The organism is Paraburkholderia sp. GAS41 (assembly GCF_050436545.1).
In the GTDB taxonomy this organism is placed as follows: domain Bacteria; phylum Pseudomonadota; class Gammaproteobacteria; order Burkholderiales; family Burkholderiaceae; genus Paraburkholderia.
Window position 1 is genome coordinate 26,015 of sequence record NZ_JBNDMK010000038.1, and the last position, 14,701, is coordinate 40,715.

Annotated in this window: 11 protein-coding genes; 4 read left to right on the forward strand and 7 right to left on the reverse strand. The window is 55.6% G+C overall.

What is annotated here, in order from left to right; genetic code table 11:
- The first annotated feature begins 97 nt into the window (after nt 1-97).
- The 3 genes from P3T43_RS32965 to P3T43_RS32975 all read left to right on the forward strand — a co-directional run bounded on the left by P3T43_RS32965 (nt 98) and on the right by P3T43_RS32975 (nt 2,726).
- Nucleotides 98-406 carry a twin-arginine translocation signal domain-containing protein gene (locus tag P3T43_RS32965; RefSeq protein ID WP_429285187.1) on the forward strand — a complete coding sequence of 103 codons (309 nt, stop codon included), beginning with the start codon at nt 98-100 and terminating at the stop codon, nt 404-406.
- Nucleotides 407-499: 93 nt separating this feature from the next.
- The gene (locus P3T43_RS32970; protein ID WP_429285188.1) at nt 500-2,086 is read left to right on the forward strand and encodes an alkyl/aryl-sulfatase; all 1,587 of its coding nucleotides are present in this window, start codon (nt 500-502) and stop codon (nt 2,084-2,086) included.
- Nucleotides 2,087-2,183: 97 nt separating this feature from the next.
- Complete coding sequence (locus P3T43_RS32975) at nt 2,184-2,726, forward strand: hypothetical protein (RefSeq protein WP_429285189.1); 543 nt, start codon at nt 2,184-2,186, stop codon at nt 2,724-2,726.
- Between the two features lie 916 nt (nt 2,727-3,642).
- Here the strand turns inward: P3T43_RS32975 and P3T43_RS32980 are convergent.
- On the reverse strand, nt 3,643-4,650 hold the full coding sequence (locus tag P3T43_RS32980) for a hypothetical protein (RefSeq protein WP_429285190.1): 1,008 nt from the start codon (nt 4,648-4,650) through the stop codon (nt 3,643-3,645).
- A 491-nt stretch (nt 4,651-5,141) separates the two neighbouring features.
- Here P3T43_RS32980 and P3T43_RS32985 point away from each other — a divergent pair, with 491 nt between their 5' ends.
- The gene (locus P3T43_RS32985) at nt 5,142-5,483 is read left to right on the forward strand and encodes a hypothetical protein (protein WP_429285191.1); all 342 of its coding nucleotides are present in this window, start codon (nt 5,142-5,144) and stop codon (nt 5,481-5,483) included.
- Between the two features lie 835 nt (nt 5,484-6,318).
- Here the strand turns inward: P3T43_RS32985 and P3T43_RS32990 are convergent.
- From P3T43_RS32990 to P3T43_RS33015, 6 genes are all read right to left on the reverse strand, one after another.
- A complete protein-coding gene (locus P3T43_RS32990) occupies nt 6,319-6,825 on the reverse strand; it encodes a hypothetical protein (RefSeq protein WP_429285192.1) in 507 nt (168 codons plus the stop codon).
- A 35-nt stretch (nt 6,826-6,860) separates the two neighbouring features.
- Nucleotides 6,861-7,979, reverse strand: a complete 1,119-nt coding sequence (locus tag P3T43_RS32995) for a hypothetical protein (RefSeq protein ID WP_429285193.1) — start codon at nt 7,977-7,979, stop codon at nt 6,861-6,863.
- Nucleotides 7,980-8,099: 120 nt separating this feature from the next.
- Nucleotides 8,100-11,789 (reverse strand): patatin-like phospholipase family protein, encoded by a 3,690-nt coding sequence (locus P3T43_RS33000; protein ID WP_429285194.1) that lies wholly within the window; start codon nt 11,787-11,789, stop codon nt 8,100-8,102.
- Between the two features lie 100 nt (nt 11,790-11,889).
- Complete coding sequence (locus P3T43_RS33005; protein WP_429285195.1) at nt 11,890-12,813, reverse strand: dienelactone hydrolase family protein; 924 nt, start codon at nt 12,811-12,813, stop codon at nt 11,890-11,892.
- A gap of 17 nt (nt 12,814-12,830) precedes the next feature.
- Nucleotides 12,831-14,177 carry a hypothetical protein gene (locus tag P3T43_RS33010; RefSeq protein ID WP_429285196.1) on the reverse strand — a complete coding sequence of 449 codons (1,347 nt, stop codon included), beginning with the start codon at nt 14,175-14,177 and terminating at the stop codon, nt 12,831-12,833.
- A 267-nt stretch (nt 14,178-14,444) separates the two neighbouring features.
- Nucleotides 14,445-14,701 (reverse strand): hypothetical protein (locus P3T43_RS33015; RefSeq protein ID WP_429285197.1); only part of this gene is annotated, 257 nt, incomplete at its 5' end.

The window sequence follows — 14,701 nt, forward strand, 5'->3', positions numbered from 1 at the left end:
AGTGGCAATTGCGGCCCGCGCTGGATGAGTGCACCGAGGGACGCCGCCCATGGCATGCGCCTATTCCGCTAGCCACCGACACAAACCGGAGGACCTGATGGCTGACGACACAAATTCTAAGTCTGCTGGCAAGCGAAGGGACTTCCTGAAGGGTGTAGCCACAGTGGGCGTCGCTGCGGGCGTCGGTGTTGTTACCGGCGACGGTTTCGCCCAGACGGGCGCCAGCGCCCGGCCAAGCGAGATCGGTGCGAAACCCCCCACAGATGCTACGCGCCAGGCCAATGCGCTCTATGCTAATCAGCTTCCTTTTAACGACACCACGGATTTCGAAGATGCAAAGCGCGGCCTGATCGCGACGTTGCCTGAGCCCGGCGTGATCCCGAGTTCGAAAGGCGGCGCGGCCTAGGATCTCGGCCAGTTCTCTTTCATTACCGGTGGCCCGGAAAACAATGCCCCCGACACGGTGAATCCCAGCCTGTGGCGGAACGCCAAGCTCAATATGAATCACGGACTCTTCGAGGTCGTGGACGGTATCTGGCAGGTGCGTGGCTACGATCTCTCCGTGATGAGCATCATTCGCGGAGACACTGGATGGATCGTCGTCGATCCACTGATGACAGCCGATGTATCGTCGGTCGTGTGGAAGCAGCTCGTAATTCCGCATCTCGGCGACAAGCAGATCACGCACGTCATCTACACGCATAGCCACGCCGATCACTACGGCGGCATTCGCGGCATCGTCGACGAAGCGGACCTGAAGTCGGGAAAGATAAAGATCGTTGCGCCTGCCGGATTCACCGAGGCGGCTGTCGGCGAGAACGTGATCGCCGGCAATGCGATGAGCCGGCGCGCGGCATATATGTACGGCAATCTGCTACCGCGCAGCCCGGTCGGCATCGTCGACGGCGGCCTTGGCAAGACCACCTCCATCGGCGCAATCACACTACTCACGCCCACCGACTTCGCGACGACCACCGGGCAGAAAATGGTGCTCGACGGAGTCGAAATCATCGTGCTGATGGCGCCCGAGTCGGAGGCGCCGTCCGAGTTCATGTTCCACGTACCGAAGTACAAGGCGTTCTGTTCGGCCGAAGATGCGACTCATACTCTGCACAATCTGTACACCTTGCGCGGCGCGAAGGTGCGCGACGCGCTGTTGTGGTCGAAGTATCTGCAGTCCGCAATCGATATGTTCGGCAGCAACACGGAGGTATTGTTCGCCTCCCATTACTGGCCGACCTGGGGCAACGAGCGGATCATTGCGTTCCTGCGTGCACAGCGCGATCTGTATCGCTATCTGCATGATCAGACGATGCGCCTTGCGAACACAGGCTACACCCCGCTGGAAATCGCCGAATCGCTACGACTTCCGGACAGCCTCGCAAAGCTCTGGCACTGCCGTAGCTATTACGGAACCGTCTTTCACGATCTGCTCGCGCAATACAATTTGCGCCTCGGCTTTTTCGACGGCGTTCCTGCGAACCTGCACCGGCTGCCGCCGGTGGAAAACGGCAAACGCTATGTCGAATTCATGGGTGGTGCGGATGCGGTGCTGCGCAAGGCGAAGCCGTATTACGACCGCGGCGAGTATCGTTGGGTGGCGGAAGTAGTCAACCACGTCGTATTTGCGGACTCGCAAAATATGGCCGCGAAGCACTTGCTGGCCGATGCGTACGAGCAGCTCGGCTACCAGGCGGAATCGGCGAGCTGGCGGAATTTCTATCTGACGGGCGCGATGGAACTGCGTAACGGCATCCATCGTGTGCCATTCGGTAGTTCCCAAAGCCCCGACACGATCAAGGCAATGCCGCTCGAAATGTTCCTCGATTTTCAAGGTGTGCGTCTGAACGCGCAGAGAGCGGCAGGGAAGACAGTCTCGTTCAATCTGACGCTAACCGATACTGGTGAGACATTTGTTGTCGGGGTTGAAAACTCGGCGCTGCATTACTCAAAGGGACAGCCTTCGAATTCGGTGGATGCGTCAATCTCCATTGCCCGCACCGACCTCAACGAAGTCATGATGGGCAGCTCGACGATGGAAAAGCAGGTGATGGCCGGCAAGGCGAAAATCACCGGCAACACATAGAAACTGGGCGAATTCGTTTCCTGGCTCGACAACTTCGATTTCTGGTTCAACATCGTTACTCCCTGAACAGGGGTGATGATCGAGCGAGGGCCGGTTCATGTGTGCCATCTGCGACTTCAAGATTGAATTTGGTGTAAGTCATCCTCAGGCACTCACGGTGGCCGTCGCGACTCGCGAGGCCGTGGACGCGGGTTGGTTGCCGGGGCAGGTCTTCGACGGCGCGCTCAGCAGCATGAAGATGCGCGCTGCCGCGATCGATACGCTCGCCTGTCTTCAGGCCCGGATGGAGGCATCCGTGGCGCGGGCTGAACTGGTGGCATTGCCGGACTTTTATGTCCTGCTCGTTGAAAGCAGCACGTGGGGATTCTTTCATGCGACCGAGGACGGCTTCGATCCCGATATCGTGCCGGAGGTGCCGGACGTGCTCTCCGAGGATCAAGCCGACAGGGACATAGTGCTCATTGCGTCCGACACGACAATTCGCGGAATTCTTGACGGCGATGTCGGGCTTGAACGCGCATTTAGTCAAAAGCTGCTTGTACTTGATGCGGATGCCGCCAACACGCACGCGATCATCAGCCTGCTGGGTCAGACGCTTGGCGTGATGCGGGTCGATGGATCGGTGAACGTAGATCCTTGATCATTGCAGGCTTCTGAAGCCTCCGAAGCCAACACCGGACATTGCCGCGGCTATCGGTAGCTCGAAGATACGCCACCACCCGCACATGTCCGTGAGCGGCTGCTTTGAGAGCGCTGGCGACTCTTGACTGTCTACAACGACATGGGTTCGTACGACTGCTTCTGGCCGATTGGGTCAGGTCGCCAACGGCCGCTTGGTGGCACCGCAGTTCGCAGAATCTGTATTTGCCCGACTGACCGGTTTCGAGAAGGTCGTTTGACCGGAATGGGTCGGGCTGCGTCAGTCCGCTCTTCAAACTCATCGCCAGGAAGCGGCCAGTGGCATTTGGCTTTCCTGAAGCGGCCAGTCGTCAGTGCGTACTTCCGACCCACCCCAGTCAGACGACTTTCTCTAAACCGGTCGGTCGACCGCATCCAGGTTTTGTAAACTAGAGTGCCACTAAGCGGCCGTTGGCGTTCTCAGGCGATCGGCCAGTTTCTGCCGCTCGGCTGTGTCATAGGGCGGTCACTCGAACGGCCGGTTTAGTTCGAAGCCTGCCCGACACTCAACCCGCGTATGGCTGCTATTCATCCGAAGCTCTGTTCGGATCAACTATGAAACCTGTGTCGACAGAATCGAAGAGGCTGATCACAACTTCTGTCCGGCTTAGTCCAACAGGGGGATCGTCTCATCGCGAAACGCCGGACCGGGATGGCTCTTGTCGAAAAACAGCACCCGTTCGATGTCCGGTCGGCCCACGGCAGCGGCAGAAACGCCCCGAACACTGTCGCAAGCGGTGGCAACTGTGCACTGGTCAAATGTGAGTCGGGGGTAGTTTTATGATCTTCATTCCCGCAGTTGTAGATTCTAGTACCCGAATCGTTTTGTCTGTACCATGCGTGCGCATCCAAGCTAAAGCGGCCGCCACACGGGGCTATCAACCCGACGATTGTTCGCCAGTCGGCCCTTTGAGTCCCATGTTTGTCAGGTGCGTGTGTAGATCCTGTTTCGTCGTTGCGCTCACCGCCCAGTCTGGGATTTTTCGAGCTAAATCCATCCTGACGACCCCGACAGTGTGGCCCCACGGGGCCTGAAACTCATCGTCCGTAGGGCACGCGGAGTTGGTTTGGTCGCCGCCACCGTTAAGGAGCTTCAGAAACGTGACGACGTTGCTGATTGAAGCGCTGAGAAGAACCAGCAGTAAAGATGTCTGCTCGGCGCTCCAGTTGACGTAGTGGCGCCGAGGGATGAAGCTCCGGTTGGATTTCCCTGTGCCGCCTATGCGCTCGATGAGCAGATACCGCGAACCGTACTTGCTTCCTCCCAAGTCAAACTTGGTGGTTGGTGCTCCTACCTGCTCATTGGCGGCCACGTCCATAGACAGTTGAAATCCACCAGCATGCACGCGAAAGCCGTGTTTGAGGCTGTTGTACTCGTCAATGTTTTCGCGCCTGAGAAACAGTTGTGCACCGCGCGCCCACAGGTCCGCGAAGCCACTGATGACGCGCGCACGCTCGGGCTCGCTTACGTCCATCCTGCCGTGCACCACCGCCGAAATCGTTTCCCACGTTACCGGCGCCCCTTGCACGACATTCGGCGAACTGAACCTGTTCTCGGATATTTGCTCAACCAACGTTCGCAGCGAATCGGTCTTGCACTGCGCCAACCATCCATACACGCAAGTCGGTGCCTGAACCAGCGCTCCGACAAGCGAGAAGAAAGTCTCCAGCGCATGGTGATACGTAGACCGAAGCGCGGTTGCCGCACGGCGATCGTCTTCGGCAAACGTCTCTGTTGAGCGCATACGTTCAGCCACAAAGCTGAAATAGGTGGGGTCAATCCCGTTCAAGAACTCCAGGTTGTTATTGTCTTCAGGGTGTTCCCACACGCAGTAGGGTTCGTCCAACACCGCAAATACGTGACTCTTCATCGGGCTGTCGCTCATGGGTATCGTTTCGCCTAGTAGCCTGCTCTCGTTCAGTCCATCGCGTCACACCCATCGTACTACGGGGGACCTCGCTCCGAGCACAGCCGCCGGCGCCACATCGTTGCGTTAGGCACGATCCCCTACCCACAATTGGTGTCAACGAAATTACCAACGCTGGCAGACGTGCAGTGAACCGATAGCGGTGATACGGGTAGCGTACCAAGTATGTGATCCGAAACGGGCGGGCTCCGACTGCATCGAGCCCGCAATAGCACTCAGATGGTCACATCGCTCTGACCGGCTCATAGCTTCAACGTCGCGATGGGTACAACGGGTCGCGCTCACCGATTTCCATGGAGGGTGCCTGACATTCAACGCGGTGGCGATTTCGATGGCCGGTTTCTTTCGCCTCGATTACGGCGACCTCAAGTTTTTTACTATGCAGCCGATATCAGCGTTGAAGACGAAAGAAGAGAAACCAGCGTTTTTGATTACCAAGTAGGCCCAACATGGACCAGAAATACGATCTAACGAGCAAGGCGGGCATTGCGCAAGCGATTAACGCAAATGAACTCATTCTGAAAGCATTAGGACTTCATCCGGCATTTTTCTTAGTTGGCAAGGCCATAGACGCAATTGCAAGCGCTTTCGACGTTACACCTACCATCAAAGAACAGCGCGAGACAGCCGAAGTCATTATTAAAGCTGGCAAAGAGAACGGAGTTGATTCGGTCGAGTTCACGATGGAACAGGAAGCAGGATTGAGTCTGAAAGCCAAGCTCGGCACTGAAAACATCGACGCCAAGGTTGGCAAATCGGGCAAGATGACCATCAAGGTCAAATACAAGTAAGACCGTACTTTTCGAGCAAGAAGGGAGCTATATGCTCCCTTTTTATGCAGCCGCTGGTGAAGATGCATTGCCGTCTGGGGCGAATGGCCGCAAACCGCCCTTGAACTGCCTCGCAGTGACTCACACCCCAACGTCTGCAAAGGCCGATGACCCGGCTGTGCCGGTTGCGCTCGCAACTACTCAAGATCTGCCATTGCCGACAAGCTCGGGGCGTCGGGACTACGTCAGCGAGCTGGCGGATTGTTGACACTGACGACACCGAACAGCCGGAGTACAGGGTAGAGAGAGCGAACTCATACTTCCGACCGGGACCGAGGCTCGGAGTGGCTGATTATTCCGTTCTCGGCTGGTTAGTACTGCGCTCACAAAACTCACGGTCTCGGGTGTTCGCCGGAGGCATCTAGAAGACTAGAGCGGGGAATATCATTCCGTCTCCCACGCATGCCCACGAGAACAGGGGTGAAATGCATTCGCATTAAAAATCCCTCTGCAATCTGGCTTGCTTTATAGAGCGTCTCGAAGTGAAGTTGGCTCTATTCACGAATCGTTGGTCGTTGCCAGTTCGCCCGATATCGTCGCGCTCTTCCTGCGAGAACAAAATCTGGAACGAACGTGGCGGCTCCCAGCAGGCGGTTATCGTAGGACACGCAAATTCATTCACCGAAGTTCTCATCTAAATTGGGGATCGAGACTGCTTGTTAGTTACGGCCCCAAGTACGCTGCGGAATAGCAGCGTTGGTTCCTCGAGAGAATAAACGCTGAAGATTGTCCATCGACCCGTTCCAACCTTGCATGATCGTCCGGACGATTTAGTTGACTGAAGCCCTTCGTTTCGCTATGGAACGGGAATGAAATATTCGCCGTTGGACCGCTCAATCAGAGAATCCCCCGCGTGCTTGAGTCTGAATGTGGTAATCGCCCGAGCATAACCACCTGAAGGACGCTTGCCCGCCGACGGGAATGTTAGATGCGCCAGGCAACATAGTTTGATTTCGACTTCGCATGTTCGACCGCCAGCATAAACCGATAGCGATGGACAAGCCCTCAACGTAAGCGCACGCGGCAAAACAGTCGACTGCGGAATGTACGGAGCAATAAGATCGAAGAGTGAGATTGCGAGCATTTGAGGAAGTGCGGTGCGTGTTTGCTCAACGAAGCGCAGCCATGCATCGGTGCCACCGTACTGCACCAGCGAGCGATGTGTTTTTTGAATCTGGCCGTTTTTTAAGGCGCCGATGTCGAACTCGCTCCACAATCCGTCTGGCACGAGGTCGCGTAAGAACCATGCGATTGCGGGTTGCGGCGGGACGCTGCGCGGAAACGAGGATGGGCTGTTTTTCATGGCGAGGAGCGTGATCGAAGGACTTTAATAGCTAGTCAACGGCGATGCACGCGCGCCTTCGGCTTACGCGGGAAATTCACCGTCACGTGAATATCGTGAATTTCATGCGTATCAGCTTCAGCGGGGAGCAGCCCCCCGGCGCGTTTTTTCTTGAGCATACCGAGGAGCCACTTGATCAACCCCGCGAGCAACGCACCGAACCCGATAGACCCCGCCGTGGTCGTGCCGGAAAATGCCGGCGCGGGTGTTGTCGCTGGAATCGGAACAGGGCTTGGTACGGTCACCACGACGTATTGAGTGAGGACGGCGCTGTTATCCACATTATTACAGAGCAAACGCGGCAACGTGCCCGGAGCCCCCGATGGCGAGAGATGGCAATACGAAATGCCCCCCTCTTTGTAGTTCGTTGCGATTTCTGTGCCGTCGGACACCTCCTTTTCGCGGACTATCGAGTTGAAGAAGCGGAACGTTACATGGTCGTCGCGGAGATGTGACATGCACATGGCAAATTGCTGTGCCTGCTGCAGTTGTTCTAACGCGGTGCAAATCGGCAATTCATCGACCGGGTTTGGAGGCGTACTCGCGCCTTCAACGATAAATTCGATTTTCAGTGGTGGTTGAACGGCGAGCCCCGATTGATCAGTCGGGCCGATATCGCCGTAAGAGAGTTTTACAGTCTCGTAGCTACCGTCGATGTCGGCGTTGGCAAGATCGACCTTGCAGCCGTGCTCAAGCAAAACGCGAACTGCATCGCGCTTGCTTCTACGTTCCGTAGGCCGATCCTGGCGCAACAGGCTCTCAAGCCCCTGGAGATCGTCCCGCCTGCAAGAGTGTCCGTTCCAGATTGGTCTGGCGATCGCGGGCTCAACTTTCGCTAGTTCGGCTTTGACAAGTTGCGCGTCAGCTGCCGCCCAGAACGCATCGGGTTCGAACTTGCAGCCGAGTCTGTCGAGACGACGATAACTGGCGAGTGGCGTGCAGCCCGGACCGGATTTGCAAGGTTGAAGATGTGACAGCCGAGACGCGTCGCAGCGCATTAACCCCACGCAATCAGCCCGGCTTTCGACGTTCCCGTCGCGATCGAACTTGAACCATTTTCCGTCGGAATTCTGCGTGCAGAACATCGATGGCCTGGAGACATGTTCCTCGCTCAAGCGGTTCGCGGGGTCTACGGGTTGCCCACGTGCGGGAGTAGTGGCCCAAAGGAGGGCAAGCGCTACGACTAAAACCCCCGCGCGGTAAATGCAGAGGCGTTCCATGTCGGAGCCGTCGAATCAGGCAAACAAATCGTTGATAAGTCCAGGAGCACTTCCTGGGTTCGGAGGATACCCGCCGAGAGTATCCTTTAGCAGCGCAGTCATTTCCCATTCGCCCAGTTTGCGATAGCTCTCGAATTGGGACTCGTTGAAGAATTGGTCCGCCGTGCTTTCGTGCGGAAATTCGGGGTGCCTCTCCGCATACTGCTGGATGTCGGGAGGTTCCTTGCCATAAACGCAAGGTTTGAGATAAATGAGCGTGCCGCTCAGGGCAGGGTCGGGAGGTCCTCCATTGACACCCAGGTAATGAATCTTGAAGCGCGCGTAATACATGCCGGAGGCACGTGCCGAACGCGGGTAGAGCATGACGGGTTCGTCGTTCGAATTGATCTCGATGCCCATGTCGATGCGGATCTTGCGTATGGTGGAGTAAAAGTCTTCCATCGAGAATCGTCCGTCCTGGCTTGCATCAATGACGAGAATCCGCCGGCACCGCCGATGCACCATTTCCCAGAGGCCCATGTTGTCGAAATGGCCACCATCGGAGAGGTGGATCCAGTCCTTATCGTCGGTCGTCTGTCCAGCGGCTTCCTGAAGGAGGCGCCAACTGGAGGAGGATGGGTCTCGCGCCGTCCACGTCTTGCGTTTTGGGTTGCCCAACCACCATCCCAGCCGCACGTTGAATACCGACATCAGGAAAGCCATGGGCGTGCTGCTGTTGTAGCCCATGTTCGGATTGAAGGCGGCACCGGAAATAGCCATCGCCGTGCCCAGCTTGAGGCGCTCTGAGACTTCCCTGAACCGACCGAAGCCGAGCATGTAGTTGTGACCGGCGAATTGCCTGATTGAACGAAAACCGAGCCTGTAGTTCCCTGCAGCTAGCGCGGTAAAGGTGAAGCTGTCAGCCTTGCGCTCCTGCCAGGCTAGCGCGGTGCCCTTGACGAGGTTCAATGCGGCGTTGACCACGAGGAACGGCGGCATTGCGACGTCATTGCCGTTGACGAACTTGCCAGTACGCGGATATAGGGACCTTGCCGAGGCGAAAGCAATGTCGTCGGCCGGATCGAACCCTGTAAACCGGGTAGGTTTGCGCGGCTTCCTGACTCCTCGAAAGCCACCGTAGAAGCCGCGAATCAGCCGGTCACGATAGAAGCCGTGCAAGCTGAATTCGTTCATGCGGATGATGAAGCCGAGAAAGAACGACACTACGCAGGACGCTGCGAGTATCAAGAGACCAAACCCAAGTCGATCGGTATTGAAGCGGGCAATGAACTCGTTGAAAAAGTCCGTGAATGATCGGTCCACGCATTGGAAGGTTGAAACTGTACACAAACTTTCTTCATTCGGAATGCGAAAAGAATCCGTCGGCACCTTGCTGTTATCAAAGAAAACGTTCATCCCAGCATCCATGTTTATGCATTTGCAGCGTACGAGCGACTGGACCTGACCAGGAATCGCTACCTGTTCGAGCACCTTCCACGATCCGATTGAAACGAGCAAAGCCAGAAGAACGATTCCCACGCTGCCGAGTAGCGTGAAGCTGACGGACGACTGTGCATCCGGTTTTCCGGGGCTCGATTTTCGGTAGCCGAGATAGGTGCTGACCGCAAGCGAAAACGCGCTTCCCGCTGCGGTAACTCCGGGGACAGAGCCACCCGCGAACGTGAGATACGCAGGAACACCAATCACGAGTATGGCGCTGACAGCCCATGAGACAAGCAGCATGAATACGAAAGCATGCGCGCGTCCCTGATGCTCGCGCCGACCGGGACCCTCGACAAGCGAACGGACAGCAGCCTTTATGCCCTCGCCGATCAGCAGCGCGACGAGCATCATGAGCGGGGTAATCAGGGCGCGCACCGTGGTTTCCAGGCTCATCGTATTGGGGCCCGGCTTATCTCCTGCGTGAAGGAGTGGCCAGTCATACAGCCCCATGCGGATGGAAATGATGAGCAACGACTGTGTGGCGCTTGATGGAATTGCCGAAAAAAGCATGATCGCCGTTTTGAGGGGATTGTTCGGATCTCGGTTCTTCCAGGCAAGAACGATTTGCGTGACGCAGATTGTGACAACGAGATAGCTATTGTCCAGAGCCAGTTCGAGGAAATCCTTTTCTTTGGGATGTCGATCGGCATCCGACCACATCACACATGACACCATGAAGCATCCGATGAGTAGCATAAACGCGCCAAACCATGCGCGTTTATCCCCGCCTTTGGGTACTCTTATGAGGTTCGCGTAGCGCCGCTCGGGTTGGTTGGGAAGATTTCCCTGATAAAAGTAAGTGGCGCCAAAGACGCCTGCGGTGGCACCAAGACCACCCCAAAATTCCGGGCAGATCCAAAAATGAAAGTGCTTGTATTGCCCGAGCCATACCGCGAACCATGGGAGAAGCAGAAAACCGCTGATCCATGGCCAGAACATGATCCATACGATGAACAGATTGCGCAGGTAAACAGCGACAATGGTCCACGCATCCGCAGAGAACAACGCCAGCCGACGCGCGAGGTAATTGCTGTTCATGCGTAGCCAGGTGAGTGGGCCTTCCTCTTCGAAGTCGGTGCCCAGCATGCGGTTTTTCACATAATCTACCGAGCGCAAATTTGCGAGCTCATCTTCGGCGAAACGCAACGCCGCCTCCGCCGTAAGCCCGTCGTCCCGCTGTTTCGCCGACATCCAGCGTGTCAACGCAGTACCAATGTACCCACCGCCTGAGACCGTCGAAATATAGTGAAAGCGCCCGAAGAGTCCATGCGACGCCAGCACCTGAAGTGCACCGAGACAGAACGATGCGCTACGGATGCCTCCGCCCGACAGGCAGATCGCATTCAATCCCTCGCCTTGACTGTCGATGTGCCTTAGCATCTTGTCCTGAATGTGATCTGTCGGATACTTGCAGTGGCTGAACCCGGATATCCGCTCATACTCTGTTGCGAGCGCGCGATGGCCGACCATCGGCTGAGCCCAGAGATTATCGAGCGCGAACTTGAGAGCCTCCGGAGAGAGGCATGCTCTGATCTGTTGAACCGCGGCGCGTTCGGGCTCTCTGCTTTCACGCTGCGGCTTTGAGATCACGGCAGAGAGATAATGCCAATCGCGTGTTTTGATCAGCGCCTGCAACCCGTCCTGATGCTTAAAACCCAGTCTATAGGCGAGAAGGAGAACGACGATCTGCAACTCGCCCGGCAGGTTGCTATACGCTTTGACGAAATTGGGCGACGAAGCTTGCGGACCGAGATTATGACGAGGACGAAACCAGTCAAGTATCTGCGATTCGATCTTTTTTAATTTTTCGTAGTCAGGGTCGGCATCTAATCGCTTGTTGCGAAGAAATGTGTCGAATGCAGCCTTGTCAAGCAAAGTCTGCGAGTTTGTGGGTTGCGTTCCGGCCGCTCGATCATGCCATTCGTCGACGGCGCTTTTGACAAGTCCAGACGATGGATTGATGCTGCAGTGCTCCACCACCTCGATTACATCCTGTTCAACCGAGAGCGGTAGCCCGCGACCTATATAAACGCTATCACCTTCTCTATACATGCTCGCAGAGAAAGGTATGCGCAATGCACGAATAGGATCAACGAGTGCTTTTTCGAGGTATCTCGCCGATCTCACGCTCGGTTCGTTACCAAGCCAAAGGGATCGCGCAAGCGTGTCGGACGCGCTGAAATCACTAACTTCCAACGGTCCGGAAACGAGCCAGAGTTTCATAGATGTCCGAAGGATGTGATGGTGAGAGGGCAAATTCTTGCGATTTCCTCATTCGTCTCCTGCATGACGCATATTCACATCAGACAGGCGGTAAATCTCCTCATTGAGCATTCAGATTTTCGTGTAGAAAGGAAACCACCCGGGCGAGAGCGACGCGTGTCGGATTTTCGGGGCTGCAGTCCGCTTTGTCGTATTCGACCGTCAGGATCGCGTGCGGTTTGTCCGCTTCCGGTCGAGGGCGGTCGTACTCGTAGCAGGAAGCGTTTTCGCCAAATACATCAGCAATCCTCTGTACCCTTTGCGGCGGACACAAGCGGTCCTCCTTAAACCGTTGCACGACGACGTGCAGATTTTCTTGTTTGACCGTACCCACTGCTTTGTCCAGATCCTCATCCGCAATGTTAAGTTTCTCCATCCAGCTTCCCTCACCCTTCTTTGTCAAATAGTAAGTCATCGATAAGGGGATGGCGGGTTGCGAAATGATGACGGTCCTGACTTTTGAATCGATGATAACGGGAATGGCGAACGCACCTGTAACACACATACCGATCACGCCGATGTTACGACCGGTCCCACTCTGCCCAAGGTGATTGGCAAAAGCTCGTACCCAGTCACAAACGGGAGCCGATGTATTTGATTTCAGGTAAGCGAATTCTTTGTTGATGCAGAGTCTGACGTAATTCAGGTTAGGACTGGATACAAGTGGATCACCAAACAGCAATGGCATGTGAACCGTAAAGCCATGCTCGACCAGACGGTTTGCGAACCGTACGGCGTGCATGTCCATGCCTGGAAGTTCGTGCATGACAATGACAGCCGGACCTTGCCCCTTGCTGTAGACGAAGTGACTATACGCGTCGTTGCTGAACGTCTCCTCGCTGAACCCAAGTTTGCTCATATTAGCGGAAGAACCCGATAATTCCGTTTGTTGCGGGCAATCGTCCTGCTGTGCATTGGCGGATTGAGCATGTATCGCCGCTAGCGCCGTCGACTGCAAAAAGCGTCTGCGGTTGATGGATCGCATGTTTGGCCTCTGGCCGCTCAGTTGGATTTCGCGGGGTCGATCGCCTTCAGGCGATCGTAGTTATCCGAAGACAAGCAGTTAATGGGCACATCATCGCCTTGTGCCGCTCCTGTCTGAATTCGATGTGGCGGTGGGTTTTTCATCCGCTCGGACTGTACGATTGCGTCATCAATCAGGGCAACTACAAAGTTGCGCAAATTGGGGTTATCGAGATCGGAGTGCCCTTTCATCACCGATTTGTCCGTCTCGATGTTCCAGACGGGATAAGAAGCGTACTCCTTGTCGCAGACATAGAGCACGTTGCCGTCACCGAATCGTCTGGGCCAAATGCCGGGGGCATCACCGACATTACCCAGCGGAGTCGTATCGAAGTGATGCAGATAATGCGTGACGTAGGGCTTCATGTGGCCGATGGTTTCAAGTACGGCGTCGCGCTGCTCCTGGTCATCCTTTGCTTCGAAGAAAGTGCTAAAAAATCGGCCAAGCGGGAAGAAGGTTCCCGTTGCTACATCGGCATCGGTTGTCACCAGCACCATGAGAGGCGACTTGTATTTCTTCGGCTGATAGGTCGCCACCGAGCGAAAGAGCGGCTGAAAGCGAGCTGCCTCTATGGCGGGATTGATGAGCAGCACCATGTCACCGAATCTTTCAACGGGAGGAGGTTGAGCCGACTTACTGTAAACCTCGCCATCGATGACTGAACTGAGCACGGCTGGAGCGATAGCCTCATACAGTATCAGGCCGCCGAAGCTGTGACCGATGAAAACCGATACGACCTTGCAGCCTTCCGAAGCTGACGCTACATCGCATTGGCCATCGGAAAGACGGTTTTCTCTTCTCTCGTAAGCGTTGAGGTACGCAATCACCTCGTGAATTGCGCCCTTACTGACTTCGTCCGCCGTGTCCTTTCGATCGTAAAAAGTCAGAACAGATTTGATTCCGTCGGGAACGTTAAGCGAATCCCCTCGCCAGCCAAGATACACACCGACGACATGCCGACCGGAGTTCGTCTTTTCCTCCAGTGTTGCCGTGTTTTCGAGTACCTGGCGAAAAAGTTTGACATTGGTATCGTCGGTCGATGCGTTGTGCTTCCATCCATGCACGAACGTGATGATCATCAACCGGTCGTGATTTTTCGCTTGATCATCGAGAAATTTTTTCAGATTTCCGAACGCGGTGGATGGGTCTCTTGGGCCCGCTTGCATGGTGTGCAAGATGGGATTGTCTATTTTCTTCGGGTTGTTCGCCCAGCCTTGGTCATCGAACTCCGAGAAGAGTAGATCGTATCTGGCTGCGTGTTCAAGCATGTAGGTAGCACACGTAGAAGACACGGATCCGTTATCGTCGGGCTTGTCGGCGTTCATGACGGGGTCGCAAGTCGCCTGTTCGTTTGACATTGCGGTAACGCGATAAGGCTCGGTTTGAACGCACCCACAGAGTGTGATGAAGAGTAGGGCCGTGCACGATTTGCTGATCAGGTATCGTGAGTACGTACCCAACAGAGACTTACGGAGACTGATCATTGCCGCACCTCCGCATTGGAGAGTCCACACAAGTAACTATGCTGATTTCTTTGCCGGACACTGCAACAGTTTCATTTCATGACGATGCCTATTCGTCGATATTCGGTTTCAGCCAGCAGGATGTCCCGTCGGGACGCAGGTGAGCGACACTGATTTTGGGCAAACCGAATATTCGGGTAAAAGGTTTAGGCCTCTTTTGAATTTCGAGTGGGTGGTTTGGCGGGTCAAGGGCGGGCGTGAGCCCGGCGCAGCGAACCCTTGAGGCGCCTCGAATCGATAAGCTTGTGTATGGCTGGTTGCGGCAGAATGCGGCAACCAGCCATGCGAGACGAAGCGAACATGACGAATCAACTCTTTGAAGCCGC